Source organism: Mycobacterium sp. PS03-16 (genome assembly GCF_004570325.1).
Classification (GTDB): domain Bacteria; phylum Actinomycetota; class Actinomycetes; order Mycobacteriales; family Mycobacteriaceae; genus Mycobacterium.
In genome coordinates, this window is the sequence record NZ_SPQO01000002.1 from 192,818 (window position 1) to 213,519 (window position 20,702).

Below are 20,702 nucleotides of genomic sequence, written 5' to 3' on the forward strand. Positions count from 1 at the left end.
ACGGTGTCTCAGGGGCATCAACCCTTGAACGATCGGAGGCACCATGACCCGTCAGCAGACCCGTGTCGTCGTCATCGGCGGCGGCTACGCCGGAATCCTGGCCGCCAACCAGCTGCGGTCCAATGAGGACGTCGCCGTCACCGTGGTCAACCCGCGCCCGCAATTCGTCGAGCGGATCCGGCTGCACCAGCTCGCCGCGGGCACGGCCGGCGCCACCGCCGACTACGGCCCGCTGCTCGCCAACGGCATCCGGCTGGTCGTCGACACCGCCCGTCGCATCGACACCGCGGGTCGGTCGGTGCAGCTGGCATCGGGCGACGCGCTCGGCTACGACTACCTCGTCTACGCGGTGGGCAGCACCGGCACCGTCCCGGACACCGTGCCGGGTGCCGCCGACTTCGCCTCTCCCCTTGCCGAATTAGAGCAGGCCGAGCGCGTCCGCGGCGCCCTCGATCAGCTGCCGCGAGACGCGTGGGTGACCGTCGTCGGCGCCGGCCTGACCGGTATCGAGGTGGCCACCGAACTGGCCGAGCGGGGCCGCAGGGTGACGCTGGTCTGTGGCGGCCGGATCGGGCCGGCGCACCTGTCGGACCCGGGCCGCCGCTCCGTCGCCAAGGCGATGGCCCGGCTCGGCGTGACCGTGCTCGAGACCGAGGTGGTGACCGAGGTGCGCGACGGCGCCGTCGTCTTCGCCGACGGGGCCGTGCGGCCGAGCGGCCTGACCATCTGGACCGCGGGCTTCGGGGTTCCGGACCTCGCCGCGGCCAGCGGGATGCGCACCGACGCGGTGGGTCGCCTGTTGACCGACGAGACGCTCACCAGCATCGACGACCACCGCATCGTCGCCGCCGGCGACTGCGCGGCCCCGTCGGGCCAGGCGCTGCGCATGTGCTGCGCGTCGGCCACCCAGCTCGGACCGCAGGCGGCCAACACCGTGCTCAGCCGGATCGCGGGCGATCCGGCTGCGGCGCTGCAGTACGCGTTGCCGGGCTCGTGCACCAGCCTGGGGCGCCGCGCGGGGCTCCTGCAGTTCACCCGCAGGGACGACACCCCGGTCGACCTCTACATCGGTGGGCGGGTGGCCGCCTCGCTCAAGGAGGCGATCTGCAAGGGCACGCTGTGGGGTCTGCGGCGCGCGGCCCGCACACCCGGCTCGGGCTTCTGGCTCGCGGGCGGCCCGCGGCCCACCACGTCGGCGTTCGGCGCCGAGGCGGTCGCACAGTCGTGACCACCACCGGCGAGCACGCGCAGCGGTTCACGCTGTTGCGCCCGCTGCTGTTCACCATCGCCTACGAGATCCTGGGCAGCGCAACCGAAGCCGACGACGTGCTGCAGGACAGCTATCTGCGGTGGGCCGACGTGGACCTCGCAACGGTGCGGGACACCCGCTCGTATCTGGCGCAACTGGTCACCCGTCAGGCGCTCAACGCGCGCCGGGCGGGTGACCGCCGCCGCGAGGACTACATCGGCCCCTGGCTGCCCGAGCCGCTGCTGCTCGACGAGCACGACCCGTCCTGCGACGTGGTGCTCGCCGAATCCGTGTCGATGGCGATGCTCGTGGTGCTCGAGACCCTCACCCCGGACGAGCGGGCGGTGTTCGTGCTGCGGGAGGTGTTCGGCTTCGATTACGGCGAGATCGCCACTGCCGTCGACAGATCCGTCGGCGCGGTCAAGCAGATGGCCTACCGGGCCCGCGCCCACGTCCAGGCCCGCCGCAAGCGCTTCCGTCCCGTGGACACCGCCGAGGCCGCCCGGGTGGCCGAACAGTTCATGGCCGCCGCGACGACCGGTGATCTCGAGGGTCTGCTGGCGTTGCTGGCCCCCGACGTCACGTGGACCGCGGACAGCGGCGGCAAGGCCAAGGCGATCCGGCGTCCGGTGATCGGCGCACGCAAGGTGGCGGCCGTCATCGCCGGCTTCGTCCGCGTCGCGCCGCGGCATCTTCCCGACGTCCGGTTCGAACTCGAAACCTTCAACGGAGCCCCGGCGGTCGTCATCTACAGCGGCGACGTGCTGCACGGGTTGTTCGTCCTCGACATCGTCGACGGCAAGATCGCCGACTTCTATGCCGTCGCCAATCCCGACAAGCTGGCCGGCGTCACCGTCGCCCGCCGGATCCGCCGGGTGTGATGTGCACCACCATCGCGGCGCGGGTGTCACACTTCGGGGTGTGTGCGGTGTCTCGAGGCTAGACCGGCTCGACGGGGAGCCGGATGAACCGAGGAGGACGCAATGACTGACCGGACCCACATCGTCGTGATCGGCGGCGGCTATGCCGGCGTGATGGCCGCCAACCACCTGCGCACCCGCAGCGACGTCGACATCACGCTGGTCAACGCCCGACCGCAGTTCGTCGAGCGAATCCGCCTGCACCAGTTGCTGACCGGATCCGACGACGCCGTCGTCGACTTCCGCGACATCCTCGGCGACGGGGTGCGGCTGGTGGTCGACACGGCCGAACGTATCGACGCCCGCGAGCGGACCGTCGCGCTGGCCTCCGGCACCACGCTGCGCTACGACTACCTGGTCTACGCGCTGGGCAGCACCGGTGGCGCGATGACGGTTCCCGGCGCCGCCGCACACGCCCACCCGATCGCCGAATACGAGCATGCCGAGCGGCTGCGGGCGGCGCTGGACGCGACGCATCCCGGCTCCCCGGTGACGGTCGTCGGGGCCGGACCCACCGGCATCGAGACCGCCGCCGAACTCGCCGAGGAGGGCCGCGCCGTCACGATGGTCTGCGGCAGCGTGCTCGGCCCGTACTTCAGCACCCCGGCCCGGCGGTCGACGGCGCGGCGCCTGCGCACGCTCGGGGTGACCGTCATCGACGGGCCGGGCGCCACCGTCACCGAGGTGACGCCGCGGTCGGTGGTCCTGGCCGACGGCCGGGAGCTGTCCAGCGTCGTCACCATCTGGAGCGCCGGCTTCGCGGTGCCCGACCTGGCCGTCCGCAGCGGGTTGCGCACCGACGGCATCGGCCGGCTGCTCACCGACGAGACGCTGACCAGCCTCGACGACCCACGAATCATCGCCGCCGGGGACGCCGCGGCGCCATCGGACCTGCCATTGCGGATGAGCTGCCAGGCCGCCATCCCGCTCGGCGCCCAGGCCGCCAACACCATCCTGAGCCGCCTCGCCGGCGAGGAGCCCGCCGCGATCAACCAGGCGTTCACCGGGCAGTGCGTGAGCCTGGGCCGCCGGGCCGGCGTCATCCAGCTCTCCCACACCGACGACGCCGTGCTGCCGCTCTTCATCGGCGGCCGGGCGGCGGCGACGGTGAAGGAGGCCGTCTGCAAGGGCACCATCTCATTCCTGGCCAAGGAGGCCCGTAAGCCGGGGTCGTACTTCTGGCTCAAGGGCGGTAAGCGGTCCCGCCGGTTGGCCGAGGCCCGGGCACAGGTGCGGGCCGAATGACCGAACACGCCGACCGGTTCACCGCGCTGCGCCCGCTGCTGTTCACGATCGCCTACGAGATCCTTGGCAGCGCAACCGAAGCCGACGACGTGCTGCAGGAGAGCTACCTGCGGTGGGCCGAGGTGGACCTGGCCGGTGTGCAGGACACCAAGGCCTACCTCGCCCAACTGGTCACGCGCCAGTCGCTCAACGCCCTGCGCGCAGCGTCGCGGCGGCGTGAGGACTACATCGGCCCGTGGCTGCCGGAACCGCTGCTGATCGAGACCAGGGACGGCGCCGCCGACGCCGTCCTGGCCGAATCGGTCTCGATGGCGATGATGGTGGTGCTGGAGACGCTGAGCCCCGACGAGCGCGCCGTGTTCGTGCTGCGCGAGGTGTTCGGTTTCGGCCACGACGAGATCGCCGCGGCGATCGGCAAATCCGCGGCCGCGGTGCGCCAGATGGCGCACCGCGCCCGCGAGCACGTGCAGGCGCGGCGCAGACGGTTCGAACCCGTCGACCCGCGCAGCGCCGACGAGATCACGGCCCGGTTCTTCACCGCCGCCGCGACCGGTGACACCGAGGCGCTGATGGCGATGCTGGCGCCCGACGTGGTGTGGACCGCCGACAGCGCGGGCAAGAAGAGTGCGGCGCGCCGCCCGGTCACGGGCGCCGAACGGGTCGCCAAGCTGGTCATCGGCCTGGTCCGGCTGGCCGGCGAATCGGGGCGGGTGGAGTCGGCGACCTTCAACGGGGCGCCGGGGCTCAAGCTGTATCTCGGGGAGACCTTCGAGGGCGTGATCACCGTCGAGGTCATCGACGGCCGCATCACCCACTTCTACGCGATGCGCAACCCGGACAAGCTGGCCGGGGTGGACATCCGCCGGGAGATCAGCCGCTGACCGGTCTGAACCGCTGAGCTGTCTGACACGCTGTAGGGGTGCGGATCGAGCAGCTCGGCGACCTGGGCGACGCGCCCGCGGTACTCGCCGCGCTGGCGCGGGCCGCCTCGGCGGCGTCGCTGCCACCCCCGGCGGCACTGCTCGGCGACTGGTTCGGCTCGCGTGCCGTCATCGCCCCGTCGGTGGCGATCACCCCCGTCGCGGCGCACCGCGCCTTCGACGTCGAACCCGGCGCGGGAGACGCGGTGGGCGGCGGCTGGTTCGGCTACCTGTCCTATCCCGACAGCGGCGCCGACGGGCGCGGCTCCGCCGTTCCCGACGCGGCCGGCGGCTGGTCGGATCACGTGTTGCGGCAGGACCGCGACGGTTGTTGGTGGTTCGAAAGCCTCAGCGGCACAGCACCTTCCCGCTGGCTCCTCGCCGCGGTGCGTGCACCGGTGACGGCGTCGAGATACGAGATCGCCTGGCGCGCACCGGATCGCGACGTGCATCGACGCGGGGTGACGGAGTGCCTGGCCGCCATCGCCGCGGGCGAGGTCTACCAGGCCTGCATCTGCACACAGTTCACCGGGCGACTGCGCGGCGCGCCGATCGACTTCTTCCTCGACGTCGCCGCGCGCACCACACCGGCGCGCGCGGCCTACCTGGCCGGCGACTGGGGTGCGGTGGCATCGCTGTCCCCCGAACTCTTCCTGCGCCGCCACGGCACCGCGGTGACCTCGAGCCCGATCAAGGGCACGCTGCCGCGGTCAGCGGATCCGGCGGCGCTGCGCGCCTCGGTCAAGGATGTCGCGGAGAACATCATGATCGTCGACCTGGTCCGCAATGACCTCGGCCGGGTCGCGGTCACCGGAAGCGTCACCGCGCCCGAACTCCTCGCGGTGCGGCCCGCGCCCGGCGTGTGGCACCTGGTGTCGACGGTGGCGGCGCAGGTGGCACCCGACCTGCCGATGCGCGAACTGCTCGGCGCCACCTTCCCACCGGCCTCGGTGACCGGAACCCCGAAGGGCCGGGCGCGGGAACTGCTGCGCCGCTGGGAGCCGGCCCGGCGCGGCGTGTACTGCGGCACAGTGGGTCTCGCGTCGCCGGTGGCGGGCTGCGAACTCAACGTGGCGATCCGCACGGTGCAGTTCGGACCCGACGGCGCAGCCGTGCTGGGCGTGGGCGGCGGGATCACCGCCGATTCGGACCCCGACCGCGAGTGGGAGGAATGCCTGCACAAAGCGGCGTCGATCGTCGGGCCGGACGTGGCTGTTCGGCAGACCCGCACAACCGCCCAGGCCTAGTCACGCGAGCGCAGCACCGCCTCGTAGAGATCCCGCTTGGACGGGGCGCCGGGATGTTCGGCGATCACCGCCGCGCACGCGTCCTTCACGCGGGCGCCTGCGGCCACGCGGTCGTTGACGTCGTCGACCAGCGTCGCGAGATCGGCCCTCGGCACCGCGCCGGCCACCACCACGGTGATCTCGCCGAGCACACCGTCGGCCGCCCACTCCGCCAACTCCCCGAGGGTGCCCCGCCGGACCTCCTCGTGGGTCTTGGTGAGCTCGCGGCACACCACGGCCCGGCGGTCCGCGCCGAGCGCGCCGGCGGCGTCGCGCAGCGTCTCGGGTAGCCGGCGCGGCGACTCGAAGAACACGGACGTCCGCTGTTCACCGGCCAGCGCCTGCAACCACGCCTGCCGGGCGGACTGCTTGCGCGGTGCGAAGCCCTCGAAGCAGAACCGGTCCGACGGCAGCCCGGACACCGCCAGCGCCGTCGTCACCGCCGACGGGCCGGGCAGGCAGCTGACCGGGAGGCCGGCGTCGGCGCAGGCGACGACCAGGCGGTAGCCGGGGTCGTTGATCAGCGGCATTCCGGCGTCGCTGACCACCAGCACCGTCGCCCCGGACTTGATCGCGTCGAGCAGGCCGGAGACCCGCGACTCCTCGTTCTGGTCGAAGAAGCTCTGCACCTTGCCGCCGATCTGCACCTCCAGCGCCTGCGCGAGCTGGCGCACGCGCCGGGTGTCCTCGGCGGCGACGATGTCGGCGGTGTGCAGCGCCGACCTCAACCGCGCCGAGGCGTCCCCCGGCTGGCCGAGCGGTGTCGCACCGAGCAGCAGTCGACCGGCACCCATGGACACAGCCTACGATCGGACGTCGTGACCGCCCCCGCCACCGATGCGCCACGCGCGGTCCCGGTCATCGGCCCCGCGCCGATGGTGCCGGTGGCCGACTTCGGGCCCGTCGACCGGCTGCAGGGCTGGGCGATGACCGCCGTCATCGCCGCGCTGGCCGCCATCACCCGCTTTCTCAACCTCGGGTCGCCGACCGACGCCGGCACGCCGATCTTCGACGAGAAGCACTATGCGCCGCAGGCCTGGCAGATGCTGGGCAATCACGGCGTCGAGGACAACCCGGGCTACGGGCTGGTGGTGCACCCGCCGGTCGGCAAGCAGCTGATCGCGGTCGGCGAGGCGCTGTTCGGTTACAACGGCCTGGGGTGGCGCTTCTCCGGGGCGGTGTGCGGTGTGGTGATGGTGGTGCTGGTTGCGCGCATCGCCCGGCGCATCACCCGCTCCACCGCGGTGGGTGGCGTCGCCGGGCTGTTGGTGATCGCCGACGGGGTCTCGTTCGTGGCCTCGCGCACCGCGCTGCTCGACGGGTTCCTGACCGCGTTCGTGGTCGCCGCGTTCGGGTGCCTGATGGTCGACCGCGACCAGGTCCGGATGCGGATGCACGTCGCGTTCCTCGAGGGCCGGATCGGTGAGACGCCGTGGGGGCCGCGGCTGGGCGTGCGGTGGTGGCGGTTCGGTGCCGGGGTGCTGCTGGGCCTGGCCTGCGCGACGAAGTGGTCGGGGCTGTATTTCGTCGCGTTCTTCGGCGTGATGACGCTGGCCCTCGACGTCGCTGCCCGCAGGCAGTACCGCGTGCCGCGGCCGTGGCGCGGGGTGTTGCGCCGCGATCTGGGGCCGGCCGCGTACGCGCTGGGCCTGATCCCGTTCGGGGTGTACCTGGCGTCGTACACGCCCTGGTTCGCCTCCGAGACCGGCGTCAACCGTCACGAGGCCGGGCAGTCGATCGGTGAGGACAGCGTGTGGCCGGTGCCCGACGCGATCCGCTCCCTGTGGCACTACACGTACGCCGCCTACCGGTTCCACTCCGGGCTGACCAACTCCGACGGCAACCACCATCCGTGGGAGTCCAAGCCGTGGACGTGGCCGATGTCGCTGCGGCCGGTGCTGTACGCGATCGACAACCAGGACGTGCCGGGCTGCGGCGCACAGTCCTGCGTGAAGGCCGTGATGCTGGTCGGCACACCGGCGATGTGGTTCCTCGCGGTGCCGGTGCTGGGCTGGGCGGTGTGGCGGGCGTTCGTGAACCGCGACTGGCGCTACGCCGTGGTGTTGACCGGCTACTGCGCGGGCTTCCTGCCGTGGTTCGCCGACATCGACCGGCAGATGTACTTCTTCTATGCCGCCGTGATGGCGCCGTTCCTGGTGTTGGCGATCGCGTTGATCCTCGGCGACATCCTGCACGCGCCCCGGCAGAACGCCGAGCGGCGAACGCTCGGGTTGATCGTGGTCGCCGGCTACGTGGCGCTGGTCATCACGAACTTCGCGTGGCTGTTCCCGATCCTGACCGGGATACCGATCTCCCAGTCGACGTGGAACATGCAGATCTGGTTGCCGAGCTGGCGGTAGGGCTGGTCATCTACAGCCCTGTGCGATCTCTGCCCGCTGCAGCCGGAGTCGTCGGCGCCCAACGCCAACATCGAGCCATGTCGGAAGTGGTCATCGGCGGTGAGGTGCCGGCGAGCGGCTCCCGCTAGAGCGGATCGCGCGCCGCCGGGCACGACATGCACCGCGGACCGCCGCGGCCGGTCCCCAGCTCCGAGGCCGCGATCGGCAACACCTCGATGCCCGAATCCATCAGCCGGGCGTTGGTTTCGGTGTTGCGCTCGTAGGCGACCACGACGCCGGGCGCCACCGCGAGTGTGTTGTTGCCGTCGTCCCACTGCTCACGTTCGGCGGTCACGGGGTCCAGACCGGTGTCGATCACCCGCAGCTTGCCGATGCCCATCGCATCGGCGGCGGCATCGACGAACGGCGCCGCCCGGTCGATCTCGACCCCACTGCCGGTGCGGCGGATCGTGAACGCCGACAGCGAATCCACGATGTTCGGGTACATCACGACAGCGTCCTTGTCGACCATCGTGCACACGGTGTCGAGGTGCATCTGCGCCCGCTCCTGGGCGATCGGCACCGCCAGCACGGTGTGCGCCAGGTCGTCGTCGAACAGGCTGCGCGCCAACGCTTCCGCACCGGCCGGCGTCGTCCGCTCCCCCACCCCGACCGCCACCACGCCGGGGCCGAGCAGCAGCACGTCGCCGCCCTCGACCGGCGCCGACCGCGACTCGTACGCCCGCCGCACCCCGAGGAACCGAGGGTGGTGCGCATAGATGAGATCGGTCAGCGAGGTCTCCCGCACCCGGGCGGGCATCGACAGCGACGTGATCGCCACGCGGGCGCCGATCCAGAACGACGAGTCCCGGGTGAACAGCAGATTGGGCAGCGGGTCGATGACGAAGTCACCGCCGTGGTGCATGCGGCGCACCAGCGACAGTTCGTTCTCCCCGAACGGCAGTTCGTCGAAGGTCATCCCCGCCATCAGCACCCGGGCCAGCGCCGCCGCCTCCAGCGTGCGCAGGTACGCCGAGAGCTCCTGCCCCAGCGGACGTCCCAGCCGGCGCGGATCGACCGCCGCTGCGACCCCGTGCATGCGCGCCGCCCCGCTGTTGGTGAGGGCCTCGGTGAGCAGATCGGCCAGCAGCAGCACCTCGACGCCGCGGGAGCGCAACAGCGCGGCGAATGCGTCGTGCTCCTCCTGCGCCTTGGCCACCCACGGCAGCCCGTCGAACAGCAGCGCGTCGTTGTTGCGCGGCGTCAACCGCTGCAGCTCCGCCCCGGGGCGGTGCAGGATCACCGCGCGCAGCGTGCCGACCTCGGAGTCGCAGCCGAATGTCACATCTAGCACCGTAGCGCCATCCCGACCCGGAGAAGACCTGAAGTAATGTTGAGGGTCATGGAGAGCCGGGAGCTCACGCCCAGCGAGATGTCGGCCCGCAGCGGCGTCGCGGTGTCCGCGCTGCACTTCTACGAGCGCGAAGGGCTGATCACCAGCCGGCGCACCGCCGGTAATCAGCGCCGCTACGCCCGCGACACGCTGCGCCGGGTGGCGTTCATCCGGATGTCGCAGCGCCTGGGCATCCCGCTGTCCCGCATCCGCGAGGCACTGGCCACCCTGCCGACCGACCGGGTGCCCACGAGCAAGGACTGGGCCAAGCTGTCGGCCGGCTGGCGGGAGGACCTCGACGAGCGGATCCTGCACCTGCAGCGGCTGCGCGACAACCTCGCCGGCTGCATCGGGTGCGGCTGCCTGAGCCTCAAGACCTGCGTGCTGTCCAACCCCGACGACGTCCTGGCCACGCAGGGCCCGGGCGCGGCCCGCCTCTGAGTCGAACGCCTGTGCGATACACTGGCTCTCATGGAGCTTGCGCTTCAGGGCTCGCTCTTCGAGCACGAGAATCGCCGCCACCTCGGTGACGGCGCATGGCTCGACGTCCGGTCGGGCTGGTTGACCGACGCCGACACACTCTTCGCCGAGCTGCGTGATGTGATCCCGTGGCGGGCCGAGCGCAGGCAGATGTACGACCGGGTGCTCGACGTGCCGCGGCTGGTCAGCTTCCACAACCTGGTCGACGACGAGGCGCCGCACCCGCGGCTCAAGCAGATGCGCCGCCGCCTCAACGACGCCTACGCGGGCGAACTCGGTGAACCGTTCACCACGGCCGGCCTGTGCCTGTACCGCGACGGCAACGACAGCGTCGCCTGGCACGGCGACACGGTCGGCCGCAGCAGCACCGAGGACACCATGGTCGCGATCGTCGGCCTCGGTGCCACCCGGGTCTTCGCGCTGCGTCCGCGCGGTGGCGGCCGCTCCCTGCGCATCCACCACCACCACGGCGATCTGCTGGTGATGGGCGGATCGTGTCAGCGCACCTGGGAGCACGCGATCCCGAAGACCACCAGACCCACCGGGCCGCGCATCAGCATCCAGTTCCGCCCGCACGACGTGCGGTGAGCGTCAGCCCCTGACGGCGGCGACCGCGGCGACCAGAAGTTCGCGCGCCTTCTGAGTGTTCACCGGCGCCACCTGCTTGCCCGGGATCACCAGCGGATTGGCCGTCACGATCACCAGGTAGGGCCCGAAACTGGCGGTGTAGTTGTACAACTCGCCGGTGCGGGGGGCGCCGGCGACCACCGTCTGCATCACCCGGTGCGTCGCACTGGTGCGCACACCCTCGATCTGCGGCGCCTCGACGACGTCGACGACGCCCCGCAACTGGGCGCCGCTGAACTCCACCTTCCTGCACGCATCGCCGGGGTCGGTCAGCGGGACCGGCTGCGAGGTCTCCACGGCCATCGCGATGAACCGGTTCCCCTCACCCTCCGCGGTGGCGGCGGCCATGTTGCCCTTCAGGTCCGACGCGGGCAGTTGCCCTTCGGCGAGCTTCGCGCAGTCCGGCGGCTGGAACGTCAGCCCGGGCGGTATCTGCTGCGGCTGCAGCAGCTTCGGGTCGATACCGGCGGGCGCGATGTCGCGGTACTGGAACTGCGGGCCGAACGCCGACTTCACCTGCGAGATGTGTGCGATGTCGGCGTTCGGATACTCGGCGGCCGAACCGGATCCGCACGCGGTCAGCACACCGACACAGGCCACGGCCGTCATCGCTCTCGGGTTGAACATCGCCGCCAATGTACCTGCGGCGGGTGGCTCAACTCCTCAACGCCGCCACCGTTTTCGTCAGCAGATCGGCCGCGAAGGCCTGCTCGAGGGGCGGGCCGGGCAGGCCGGGATCGGTGACGACGGTGACATACACCAGGTGCGGGGCCTCGTACGCGACGACCGTCGTGGCATGTGAACGCGTCTCGGTGCCGCCCTCGACGACGATCAGCGCATCGGCCGCCATACCGACGGTGGTCGTTCCCGCGACCGGCGGCGCGTCGGTGAGTCGCACGTCGCCGCCGGCCGGACCGGCCGACATGGTCCAGGTTGCGCATTCGGCGAGCACGGCCGGGTCGACGGGCACCGCCCCGCCGGCCGCGACCGCGTACACGATGCCGCCGGCGCCGGAGGCCGACCAGCCCCGCACCGACGCGGGGTCGAGGGGCGGGTCGGCGAGCGCACCGCACCGCGGCGGGTCCGCGTTCCAACCGGATCCGAAGCCCCACTGCGCCAACGGCGCGACGCGGCCGCTGATCTCGGCCACCTCATAACCCGGCGGCAGTTCGTAGCGGGCGCGGTTGATCCGGCCGGGATCCATCGGCCCGGTGGGCGTCGCCGCGGCCGGAGCGGGGGCGGGTGGTGCCGGATCGGGAGGCTGCCCGCAGGCGGCCACGGTCGAAGCGGCGGCCACGACGGCCGCGAAGCGGCGCACGCCGCGTTGATATCACAGCTTGCGCGACGAATCGCTCAGGCGGCGGCCGGCATTCCGGCGTGGCGCGGGTCAGGCCGCCGGCGCGGCGTCCCGATCCTTCGGCGGGTCCTCGTCTTTTGGTGTCGGATCGGCGCCGGACGGCGACGGTTCGGACGTCGTCTCGGATTCGGTACGCGGCGTCGTGGCGCGGCTGATGATCCGCTTGATCAGGCCGCCACCAAAGTTACGGGTCTGCGACGACGGCTCGTCATCCTCCGACGCGGCGGTGGTGTCGCGACGGCGCTCGGTCAGCGCGGGGTCGGGCTCAGGATCGCCGGACGGTTCCCCCGCCGGCTCCACCGCCGTGGCGGCCGGGGCCGCGGTCGGTTCCGGGGTGCTGGTCGACGCCGTCGCACCGCTCGACCCCTCGGGTGCGCCCACCGCCACACCGCCCACGCCGTACGGGCTGTCCACCGGGTCGGTGTCCAGCGGCCGCGCCTCCGGGTCGCCGACCGCCTCGGACCACCCGTCGTCGAGACCTGTCGGAATCGACACCACGAGGTCGACGAGCCCGGTCACCGGGTTGGTCCGCGGGATGAGGCGGGCGCGCGTCGGGATGCCCAGATGGGCGGGGTCCCGGTCATAGCCCCACTCGACGATCACCCGCAGCGGTGCGTCGATTGCGGTGAGAATCGGCGAGGGGACCCCCAGCTGCTCGAACGGCAGCAGCAGCGGCAGCCGCTCGGTGGGCACGATGTAGTAGGTGGTGTCCCCGTACTCCCCCTGCTGCACCGCCGGGCCCACCGTGTCGCCGAAGTAGTCGCCGTGCAGGTAGTAGATCCCCGCGACGGCGTTCATGGTCGCGACCATGTTCAGCGGGTACGCCGGGAAATCCGACCAGCCGTCGTACTGCCGGGTGATGTCGGCGGTCGGGAACTCGTGGATGCCGTCGCCGTCCAGGTCGCTGTCGGTCGGGGTGGCGCCGTCGAACGTCACCCCCATCAGCGGGATGTACAGCCCTTCGAAGCGCTGCAGGATCCCGCCGTTGGGTCGGTTGGGATTGCCGATCAACACGAAGGAGACGTTCGGCGCGCTTTTCGTGCCGTCATAACGCTCGATCAAGTCCCGCTTCTCGAGCGTGGCGACGCGCGCGCTCTGCGAGTACCCGAAGATGATGATCGGCGCACCGTCCACCCGCTCGCCCGACATCGTGACCGACCGGCAGCCGGCGCGGCCCTCCACACAGTGGTCGAGATTGGTGACGCCCGCGGCCGTGGAGTCATCGAAGGTCATAGTGCCGAACACCGGGAAGAACTCCTCCGGGCTGTGCACCGCCACACCGGCATACGGGTCCTCCGCGGTGCCGCCCGGCCTGGTGTGACTGGTCGGGGAGACGTACCGGCTGATCGCGCCGCTGACATACCCGTCCACGAACGCACGGTCCTCGGCCAGCCGACCGTCCGGACCGACCAGCGGATGCTCGGTACCGCCCATCGCGAGCACCGTCGAGGCGAGAAGGTGCACCATCGCCGCGGGAGCCGACCACCAACTGACCGAGACCACCGTCAGCAGCGCACCGATCACCAACACCAGCGAACGAACACGCGTCTGCGCCATCGCACCATCCCCCCGTACTCAGCTATCCGAATCCAGTCGGCGGGTCACCGACTCCCCCTCGGAAGATGCCGGACAATCGAGCATCTACATGCAGGTTCACACAGGACCCCGGCAAACGCTAAGAAAAATTCAGGAAGTCCTAGCGAATGCAATCACCTGGTGTCGAACGCAATGACCGCGAGCCCGCGAGCTGCGACAGCAAGACGAATGGCCGCGAATTTCGCAATGCGTACACCGGCCTCACCACCGGCATCGACGTCAAGCCTGAGCGCGCAGTCGTTGTGTGTGCGATCATCCGCAGCGACAAGAGAACATCGAGGAACGGGGACCCATGGCACGGTCATTGCGGGCGGGCGGCGTCACCGCCCTCGCGCTGGCGCTGGCGATCACGCTCGCCGGCTGCGGATCCGATTCAGAGTCGGCTCCGGCCGCCGAGGAGACCACCTCGAGCAGCGCCGCCGAGACGTCGACGAGTGCGCCCGCCGCCGAGCCGGACTCCCCGCAGGCGGCCGAGAAGAACCACACGATCGTCGATTACATCCGTGACAACGGAATCCAGGAGACTCCGGTCAAACCCGGTGACCCCGGCGCGCCGACCATCGAGCTGCCGCCGCCGCCCGGCTGGGCCGACGCCGGCGACCGGGCACCCGCCTGGGCCTACACCGCGTTCCTCTTCACCGATCCGGCGATGGCGCAGGACCCGCCGACCATCATCGCGCTGATGTCCAAGCTGACCGGCGACGTCGACCCCGCCAAGATTCTCGAATTCGCGCCCGGCGAGATCAAGAATCTGCCCGGCTATCAGAACCTGGGTGACGGCGAGCAGACACAGATGAGCGGCTTCGACGCGGTCCAGATCGGCGGCGCGTACACCCGCGACGGCGTCACCCGGATGATCGCGCAGAAGACGGTCGTCATCCCGGGCGCGGACGGGCTCTACGTTCTGCAGATCAACGCCGACGGCCTCGAGGACCAGATCGGCCCGCTCATGGATGCGACCGCGAACATCGACGAGACCATCAGGATCACGGTCTGACGGGGTCACTGACGCGACAGCGCTGAGGCCTCCGCGATCTGCTCCGGGGTGGGCCGCACCCCGGTGTAGCGCTCGAACTGTTCGGCGGCCTGCAGGGCGATGACCTCGGCGCCGGTGATCACCGGGACCCCGGCCCCGTGCGCCGCGCGGATCAGCGGTGTCTCCGCAGGCAGGGCGACCACGTCGAACACCGTCTGCGCCTGTGCGACAGCGTCATCGGTGAACGCCTGTTGCTGTTCCTCGGCGCCACCGGACATCCCGATCGGCGTGACGTTCACCAGGACGGCCGCGCGCCGGTCACCCACCTCGCCGGCGTAGTCATACCCGAGCCGCTCGGCCAGCCGCCGACCGGTCTCGGCATTGCGCGCCACCACGGTCCCCGCCGTGAAGCCGTGGTCGCGGAAGGCCGCGCCCACCGCCGACGCCATGCCGCCGCTGCCCTGGATGAGCACCGGCTGCGCGGCGTCGAGGCCGTGCTCGTCGATGAGCCGCTGCACGGCGAGGTAGTCGGTGTTGCAGGCGGTGAGGTGCCCGTCGTCGTTGACGATCGTGTTGACCGCCTCGATCGCCGCGGCTGACGGCTCCACCTCGTCCACCAGCGCGAGTACGTCCCGCTTGAACGGCATCGACACCGAACAGCCACGGATGCCCAGCGCCCGCACGCCTCCGATGGCCGCACCGATGTCGGTGGTGGTGAACGCCTTGTAGAGGAAGTCGAGGCCGAGCACGTCATAGAGATGGTTGTGGAACCGGGTCCCGATGTTGCTCGGTCGGCCCGCCAGCGAGATGCACAGGCGGGTGTCCTTGCTCAGCGGTGGTCGGGCCATCAGCCGACGGCCCGCATGACCTGGCGTGCGACTCCGCGGATGTCGGCGGTCTGCTCCTCGGTGAAGGGCAGCGTCGCCGGGTCGGGCACGTCGACCACTGTGGTGACGACCCCGAGGTCTTCGCGCACCCAGCGGGCGCCGAAGTGGTCGAGCATCTTGCGCATCGGATAGTTGTCGGTGAGCACCCGGGCCGAGAAGTGCCGCACCCCACCGTATTCCGCCGCGACGACGAGCGCGTTCATCAGCACGGTGCCGATTCCCCGGCCCTGGTAGTCGTCGCCGACGGTGAACGCCACCTCGGCGCTGGACCGGTCGGCCGGGTCCCGGACGAACCTGGCGTCAGCGACCACCGGACCCTGCGCCCCCTCGGTCATCACCCACACGAAGTGGTCGTCGTAGTCGACCTCGTAGAGGTAGGCCATCGTCCGCGGCGTGGGTTTGCGTACCGATTGGAACCGCCGGTAGAGGGTCTCGGTGGAGAACTCGACCGGGCCGTTGGTGGTGCGCTCGTTGTCACCGGGCAGGACCGGCCGCAGGTAGTACCAGTTCCCGTCGCGCACCTCCAGCGGGATCGGGGTGATGAACGCCGCCAGACGCTGGCGGGCGATGCGCACCAGCTTGTCCATCATGCCCGGGCACGCGAGCATGGTGTCGAAGGCATCGTGCGCGCCGATCCAGCCGGTCACCTCGTCGAGCGCGATCACGGTGGCGCTGCGCGGCGTCTCGCGCAGCAGCGCGATCTCGCCGACGATCATGCCGCCGCTCAGGTCCGCCTCGATGCGCTGACCTTCGGCGCCGCTGTGGCTGACCTGGATGCGCCCGGATCCGACGAGCAGAAACGACACCGCGTCCTCGCCCTGGCGCATGAGGATCTGTCCGGGTGCGGCGTGCAGCGGCCGCAGCTGGGCCGCCAGCGGCTCCAACGCCTCCGTGGAGCAGCCGACGAAGAAGTCCAACGCCGCGAGCTCATCCGCGCGGACGGCAGTCGCACCGGCCACGATTCCGAGGCTACGGTGGGCCCCCGGCGGCGGCAAGGAAGGCGCCCGGCGCGCGGGTGTGATCTCGCTTCAGGACAACAGGAAACGCCCGGCTCCGTCCTGCGACGGAACCGGGCGTTCCCGGTAGATCAGGCCGGCTGGGCCAGCGTCACCAATCCCAGATGGGAGCGCCGGGGCCACCGAAGGGGCCGAAGTCGATGTAGGTGCCGATGCCACCGGTGATCGACGGCACCGCGCGCAGGGAGTCCTTGCTCTCGCCACCGGCGGGCGCCAGCGGCGCGCCGATGTCGGCGGCACGCACCTCGGACGGGCCGGCGTTGACGACACCAGGATCGGCGACGCGAATGCCGTCCTCGGCGACCGGGAAGGCGGCGGGTGCCGAGGGATCGCCCTCGACGTCCTCGACGTCGGCACTGGCCGTTCCGGCGCCGAACGCCAGGAAGGCGCCCGTGACGGCGAGCGCACCAAATCCCATCAGGCCCAGCTTCTTCGTTCTGCGGACGAGGGCTTCGGCGTGTTCGGCCATCTGCCTCCCCTTTCTCTGCGGGACGAATCCCTGATTGTTGACGTCAAGACCCGCACGAAGATTATCAGTACGGATCGCGCCCCGCACCCGCACGGCAGTACCAGACCCTGTGGGTTTTCGGGCGGGTTCGCCCCGGGTCGGCGGCGCCGCCCCAGTCACGCCGGCCGGCGGCGGGTCCGGGGTCAGGTCTTGGGCTGAATGCCCAGCTCAGACAGGAGAACGCGGATACGCGCCTCGATGTCGTCGCGGATGGCGCGGACGGCCTCGACACCTTGCCCGGCGGGGTCCGACAACTCCCAGTTCTCGTAGCGTTTACCCGGGTAGTACGGGCAGGTGTCCCCGCACCCCATCGTGACGACGACGTCGGCGGCTCGAACCACCTCGTCGGTCCACGGTTTCGGGTACTCGCCGGTGATGTCGATGCCGATCTCGGCCATCGCCTGCACCGCGGCCGGGTTGAGCTGATCGGCCGGCTCGGAACCGCCGGACCAGGCGATGGCGCCGCCGCCGGCCAGATGGGTGAAGAACCCGAGCGCCATCTGCGAGCGGCCGGCGTTGTGTGTGCACAGAAACAGCACCGCGGGTCTGGTGTCGGTCATCGGTGGCCCCGATCGAAACGCCGCCGCAGCGCGAGGGAGACGTACACCAGGGCGACCAGGACGGGGACTTCGATGAGCGGGCCGACGACCCCGGCCAGCGCCTGCCCGGACGTGGCCCCGTAGGTGGCGATCGCGACGGCGATCGCGAGTTCGAAGTTGTTGCCCGCGGCGGTGAACGCCAGCGTGGTGGTGCGCCGGTAGCCCATGCCCAGGACCGCGCCGAGCAGATAGCCCCCGCTCCACATGAGCGCGAAGTACGCCAGCAGCGGCAGGGCGATGCGCGCGACGTCCGCGGGCCGGCTGGTGATCTGCTCTCCCTGCAGGGCGAACAGGATGACGATGGTGAACAGCAGCCCGTAGAGCGCCCACGGGCCGACCTTCGGCAGGAACGCCGACTCGTACCAGGCTCGCCCCTTGGCCTTCTCCCCCAGCCGTCGCGAGAGGTAACCCGCCACCAGCGGGATGCCGAGGAAGATCAGCACCGACTTGGCGATCTGCCACGGCGAGGTGTCGATGGTCGCCTGTTCCAGCCCCAGCCAGCCGGGCAGCACCGACAGGTAGAACCACCCGAGAACGGCGAACATCACCACCTGGAACACCGAGTTCAGCGCGACCAGCACCGCGGCGGCCTCGCGGTCACCGCAGGCCAGGTCGTTCCAGATGATCACCATCGCGATGCAGCGGGCCAGGCCCACGATGATCAGGCCGGTGCGGTACTCGGGAAGATCGGGCAGCATCAGCCAGGCCAGGGCGAACATCAGCGCGGGGCCGAGCACCCAGTTCAGCACCAACGAGCTCACCAGCAGCGCGCGGTCACCGGTGACGGTATCGAGGCGGTCGTAGCGGACCTTGGCCAGCACCGGATACATCATGATCAGCAGCCCGAGCGCGATCGGCAGCGAGATGCCGTCGATCTGCACGCTGTTCAGCGCCGCGTCCACGCCCGGCACGAGGCGGCCGAGCAGCAGGCCGGCGGCCATCGCGAGGCCGATCCACACCGGCAGGAACCGATCGAGCAGCGAAAGCCGTTCGACGACACCGGATTCGGTATCGGCCGTCGCCGCGCGCGTCATGCGCCGACCTCGGCCGGATCGGCGACCGCGCCGAGGACGGTGGACAGCGCGCTCAGCGCCCCAGGCACCACGGAGTAGTACACCCACGACGCCCGGCGCTGCGCAGTCAGCAGGCCGGCGTCCCGGAGCACCTTCAGGTGATGCGAGATGGTCGGCTGACTGACGTCGAAGTCCCCGGAGATGTCGCAGACGCAGGCCTCGCCGCCGGCGCGGCTGGCGATCAGGCTGAACAGGCGCAACCGCACCGGATCGGACAGGGCCTTGAGGGTCGCGGCCACCTCCGCGGCGGCGGCCACCGACAACGGCTCCCGCACCAGCGGGGCGTACGCGCACGCGCCCGCCGGCGGGAGTTGCGATTTAGACACCCATCGATATTGACAGAGATCTAATTGGTGGACAAGGCGGAGCCGCAGCACGCCGCGCCGCCGGCGCCGGATTCGGGTGCCGCCCCGAAGGTCTCGGAATCGGACAGCACAGTGTAGACCTCCCACTTCTCCCCCGCCGGACCGGTGACCCAGACCTTGTCCTGGGTGGCGAAGCAGCACGTGGTGCCGATCTCCTCGTCGGTGAACAGGCCCTCGCCGCTGAGGCGCGCAATCTCCGCGTGCACGGCCGCGCTGGACTCGACCTCGACGCCGAGATGGTTGATGGTGCCACCTTGGCCGGGATTCTCGAGCAGCACCAACTTCAGCGGCGGGTCGGCGATGGCGAAGTTGGCATAGCCGGGCTTGACCTTGGCCGGCTGGGTGCCGAAGAGCTTGGCGTAGAACATGATGGCCTCGTCGAGGTCGTCGACATTGAGGGCGAGTTGTGCGCGGGACATGGTGAACTCCTACCTTTGCGACGTATGTCGAACTGACGCCTCCAGCATGCCCACCTCTTTGACATAAGTCAATAAGGTTGGCAGAATTGCCGTATGCCCAAGGCGTTACCGGTGATCGACATGTCCGCGCCGGTCTGCTGCGCGCCGGTGGCGGCCGGTCCGATGAGTGACGAGGACGCGCTGCACGTCGCGCTGCGGTTGAAGGCGCTCGCCGATCCCGCGCGGGTGAAGATCATGTCCTATCTGTTCAGCGCCGCCGACGGTGAGGAGAACAGCGGTGAGCTGGCCGCGGCACTCGGCCTGAGCGAGTCGACGGTGAGCCATCACCTGGCCCAGCTGCGCCGCGCCGGGCTGGTCGAATCCGACCGGCGCGGGATGAACGTGTATCACCGACCCCATCGCGATGCGGTCGGTGCGCTGTGCGCGGTGCTCGACCCGAACTGCTGCCGGTAAAGCCGTTTGGTCCGGCGCGCGCGGCTGCCCCACAGTTGAGCCGTGCAGTTGATCACCGCCGCGATCGTCCCGGTCATCATCCTGCTCGTCGTCGGCGCGGTCATCCGCCGCAAGTTCCTCACCGAACCGGCCTTCTGGCGCGGCCTCGAATGGCTGAGCTACCACGTCTTCACCCCGGCGCTGTTCGTCGAATCGATCGCCCAGACCGACCTCACCGGCGTGTCCGTCGGCCCGCTGCTGGTCAGCCTCGCCGTCCCGACCGTCGTGGTGTCGGCGCTGCTCATCGCGCTGCGCCGGGTGCTGCGCGCCACCGGGCCGCAGCTGACATCGCTGGTGCAGGGCAGCATCCGGCTCAACACCTACATCGGCCTGGTCTTCGCCTCCGCGCTGCACGGTGTCGACGGCGTCGCGTCGTTCGCGCTGGCCGCGGCGGTGATGGTGCCGCTGGTCAACGTCATCTGCGTGACGGCACTGTCCTTCTACGGCACGACCGGCGACGGCCGGAAACGGACCAGCGTGTGGCGCGAGATCCTCACCAACCCACTCATCCTCGGCTGCGCGACCGGTCTCGCGCTCAACCTCACCGGGCTGGGACTGCCGTCGGCGGTCGCCGCACCGGTGGAGATCCTCGCCTCGCCCGCGCTGGTCTGCGGCACGCTGGCCGCCGGGGCGGCGATCTCACTGCAGCTGCGGCGCCGCGACGCCCTCGACATCGCACTGGTGTCGGCGCTCAAACTGGTCGCGATGCCGCTGGCCGCGGCGGGGCTCGCCGCCGCGCTCGGCGTGGACGGCATCATGCTGACCTGCATCACGATCATCTGCGCACTGCCGACCGCCCCGTCGGCGTACGTGCTGGCGACCCGCATGGGCGGCGACGAACGGCTCATGGCGTCGATCACCGGAGCGCAGACCGTGCTGTCGATGGCCACGATGCCGCTGATGCTCGCCGTCGCGGCCGGCATATGAGAACGGCGGCCCGAAGGCCGCCGTGTCG

Annotated in this window: 21 protein-coding genes and 1 pseudogene; 11 read left to right on the forward strand and 11 right to left on the reverse strand. The window is 70.7% G+C overall.

What is annotated here, in order from left to right:
- The first annotated feature begins 43 nt into the window (after nucleotides 1-43).
- The 5 genes from E4P42_RS02465 to E4P42_RS02485 all read left to right on the forward strand — a co-directional run bounded on the left by E4P42_RS02465 (nucleotide 44) and on the right by E4P42_RS02485 (nucleotide 5,581).
- Entirely contained in the window at nucleotides 44-1,228 is a 1,185-nt protein-coding gene (locus tag E4P42_RS02465; protein ID WP_135122756.1) for an NAD(P)/FAD-dependent oxidoreductase, read from the forward strand.
- Nucleotides 1,225-2,130 carry an RNA polymerase sigma factor SigJ gene (gene sigJ / locus E4P42_RS02470; RefSeq protein ID WP_135122757.1) on the forward strand — a complete coding sequence of 302 codons (906 nt, stop codon included), beginning with the start codon at nucleotides 1,225-1,227 and terminating at the stop codon, nucleotides 2,128-2,130. The genes E4P42_RS02465 and sigJ overlap by 4 nt, the downstream gene beginning before the upstream one ends.
- 102 nt (nucleotides 2,131-2,232) lie before the next feature.
- Complete coding sequence (locus E4P42_RS02475) at nucleotides 2,233-3,414, forward strand: NAD(P)/FAD-dependent oxidoreductase (protein WP_135122758.1); 1,182 nt, start codon at nucleotides 2,233-2,235, stop codon at nucleotides 3,412-3,414.
- A complete protein-coding gene (locus E4P42_RS02480) occupies nucleotides 3,411-4,295 on the forward strand; it encodes an RNA polymerase sigma-70 factor (RefSeq protein WP_135122759.1) in 885 nt (294 codons plus the stop codon). Before E4P42_RS02475 ends, E4P42_RS02480 begins: the two co-directional genes overlap by 4 nt.
- A 38-nt stretch (nucleotides 4,296-4,333) precedes the next feature.
- Complete coding sequence (locus E4P42_RS02485; protein ID WP_135122760.1) at nucleotides 4,334-5,581, forward strand: aminodeoxychorismate synthase component I; 1,248 nt, start codon at nucleotides 4,334-4,336, stop codon at nucleotides 5,579-5,581.
- Here E4P42_RS02485 and rsmI read toward each other — a convergent pair.
- Nucleotides 5,578-6,414, reverse strand: a complete 837-nt coding sequence (gene rsmI / locus E4P42_RS02490) for a 16S rRNA (cytidine(1402)-2'-O)-methyltransferase (RefSeq protein ID WP_135122761.1) — start codon at nucleotides 6,412-6,414, stop codon at nucleotides 5,578-5,580. The genes E4P42_RS02485 and rsmI overlap by 4 nt on opposite strands.
- A gap of 81 nt (nucleotides 6,415-6,495) precedes the next feature.
- Here rsmI and E4P42_RS02495 point away from each other — a divergent pair, with 81 nt between their 5' ends.
- A complete protein-coding gene (locus E4P42_RS02495) occupies nucleotides 6,496-7,980 on the forward strand; it encodes a dolichyl-phosphate-mannose--protein mannosyltransferase (protein WP_209305680.1) in 1,485 nt (494 codons plus the stop codon).
- A 124-nt stretch (nucleotides 7,981-8,104) separates the two neighbouring features.
- Here E4P42_RS02495 and arcA read toward each other — a convergent pair whose 3' ends face one another.
- Nucleotides 8,105-9,313 (reverse strand): arginine deiminase, encoded by a 1,209-nt coding sequence (gene arcA, locus E4P42_RS02500; protein WP_135122763.1) that lies wholly within the window; start codon nucleotides 9,311-9,313, stop codon nucleotides 8,105-8,107.
- A 48-nt stretch (nucleotides 9,314-9,361) separates the two neighbouring features.
- Between arcA and soxR the strand changes: the two genes are divergently transcribed.
- Entirely contained in the window at nucleotides 9,362-9,793 is a 432-nt protein-coding gene (soxR, locus tag E4P42_RS02505) for a redox-sensitive transcriptional activator SoxR (RefSeq protein ID WP_135122764.1), read from the forward strand.
- A gap of 30 nt (nucleotides 9,794-9,823) precedes the next feature.
- The gene (locus tag E4P42_RS02510) at nucleotides 9,824-10,420 is read left to right on the forward strand and encodes an alpha-ketoglutarate-dependent dioxygenase AlkB (RefSeq protein ID WP_135122765.1); all 597 of its coding nucleotides are present in this window, start codon (nucleotides 9,824-9,826) and stop codon (nucleotides 10,418-10,420) included.
- Between the two features lie 3 nt (nucleotides 10,421-10,423).
- Here E4P42_RS02510 and E4P42_RS02515 read toward each other — a convergent pair whose 3' ends face one another.
- The 3 genes from E4P42_RS02515 to E4P42_RS02525 all read right to left on the reverse strand — a co-directional run bounded on the left by E4P42_RS02515 (nucleotide 10,424) and on the right by E4P42_RS02525 (nucleotide 13,373).
- Nucleotides 10,424-11,086 carry a DUF5642 family protein gene (locus tag E4P42_RS02515; protein WP_135122766.1) on the reverse strand — a complete coding sequence of 221 codons (663 nt, stop codon included), beginning with the start codon at nucleotides 11,084-11,086 and terminating at the stop codon, nucleotides 10,424-10,426.
- 28 nt (nucleotides 11,087-11,114) lie between these two features.
- Nucleotides 11,115-11,777, reverse strand: a complete 663-nt coding sequence (locus tag E4P42_RS02520; RefSeq protein ID WP_135122767.1) for a DUF5642 family protein — start codon at nucleotides 11,775-11,777, stop codon at nucleotides 11,115-11,117.
- A gap of 69 nt (nucleotides 11,778-11,846) precedes the next feature.
- Nucleotides 11,847-13,373 carry a PE-PPE domain-containing protein gene (locus E4P42_RS02525; RefSeq protein WP_135122768.1) on the reverse strand — a complete coding sequence of 509 codons (1,527 nt, stop codon included), beginning with the start codon at nucleotides 13,371-13,373 and terminating at the stop codon, nucleotides 11,847-11,849.
- 331 nt (nucleotides 13,374-13,704) lie between these two features.
- Here E4P42_RS02525 and E4P42_RS02530 point away from each other — a divergent pair, with 331 nt between their 5' ends.
- The gene (locus E4P42_RS02530) at nucleotides 13,705-14,409 is read left to right on the forward strand and encodes an LpqN/LpqT family lipoprotein (protein ID WP_135122769.1); all 705 of its coding nucleotides are present in this window, start codon (nucleotides 13,705-13,707) and stop codon (nucleotides 14,407-14,409) included.
- 5 nt (nucleotides 14,410-14,414) lie between these two features.
- On the opposite strand, the gene E4P42_RS02535 is transcribed toward E4P42_RS02530, so the two are convergent.
- From E4P42_RS02535 to E4P42_RS02565, 6 genes and pseudogenes are all read right to left on the reverse strand, one after another.
- Nucleotides 14,415-15,236, reverse strand: coding sequence for a shikimate 5-dehydrogenase (locus tag E4P42_RS02535; protein WP_135122770.1), 822 nt, complete (start codon nucleotides 15,234-15,236; stop codon nucleotides 14,415-14,417).
- Nucleotides 15,236-16,234 carry a GNAT family N-acetyltransferase gene (locus E4P42_RS02540; protein WP_135122771.1) on the reverse strand — a complete coding sequence of 333 codons (999 nt, stop codon included), beginning with the start codon at nucleotides 16,232-16,234 and terminating at the stop codon, nucleotides 15,236-15,238. Before E4P42_RS02540 ends, E4P42_RS02535 begins: the two co-directional genes overlap by 1 nt.
- A gap of 148 nt (nucleotides 16,235-16,382) precedes the next feature.
- Nucleotides 16,383-16,760, reverse strand: coding sequence for a hypothetical protein (locus E4P42_RS02545; RefSeq protein ID WP_135122772.1), 378 nt, complete (start codon nucleotides 16,758-16,760; stop codon nucleotides 16,383-16,385).
- Nucleotides 16,761-16,942: 182 nt separating this feature from the next.
- Nucleotides 16,943-18,432 (reverse strand): annotated as a pseudogene (gene arsB, locus E4P42_RS02555) (ACR3 family arsenite efflux transporter).
- A complete protein-coding gene (locus E4P42_RS02560) occupies nucleotides 18,429-18,797 on the reverse strand; it encodes a helix-turn-helix transcriptional regulator (RefSeq protein WP_135122775.1) in 369 nt (122 codons plus the stop codon). The pseudogene arsB and the gene E4P42_RS02560 overlap by 4 nt, the downstream one beginning before the upstream one ends.
- Before the next feature lie 20 nt (nucleotides 18,798-18,817).
- Nucleotides 18,818-19,255, reverse strand: a complete 438-nt coding sequence (locus tag E4P42_RS02565; RefSeq protein ID WP_135122776.1) for an ArsI/CadI family heavy metal resistance metalloenzyme — start codon at nucleotides 19,253-19,255, stop codon at nucleotides 18,818-18,820.
- Between the two features lie 93 nt (nucleotides 19,256-19,348).
- Here E4P42_RS02565 and E4P42_RS02570 point away from each other — a divergent pair, with 93 nt between their 5' ends.
- Together E4P42_RS02570 and E4P42_RS02575 are read left to right on the forward strand one after the other, a co-directional pair.
- Complete coding sequence (locus tag E4P42_RS02570) at nucleotides 19,349-19,708, forward strand: Rv2640c family ArsR-like transcriptional regulator (protein WP_135122777.1); 360 nt, start codon at nucleotides 19,349-19,351, stop codon at nucleotides 19,706-19,708.
- 42 nt (nucleotides 19,709-19,750) lie between these two features.
- Entirely contained in the window at nucleotides 19,751-20,674 is a 924-nt protein-coding gene (locus tag E4P42_RS02575; protein ID WP_135122778.1) for an AEC family transporter, read from the forward strand.
- Nucleotides 20,675-20,702 lie beyond the last annotated feature (28 nt).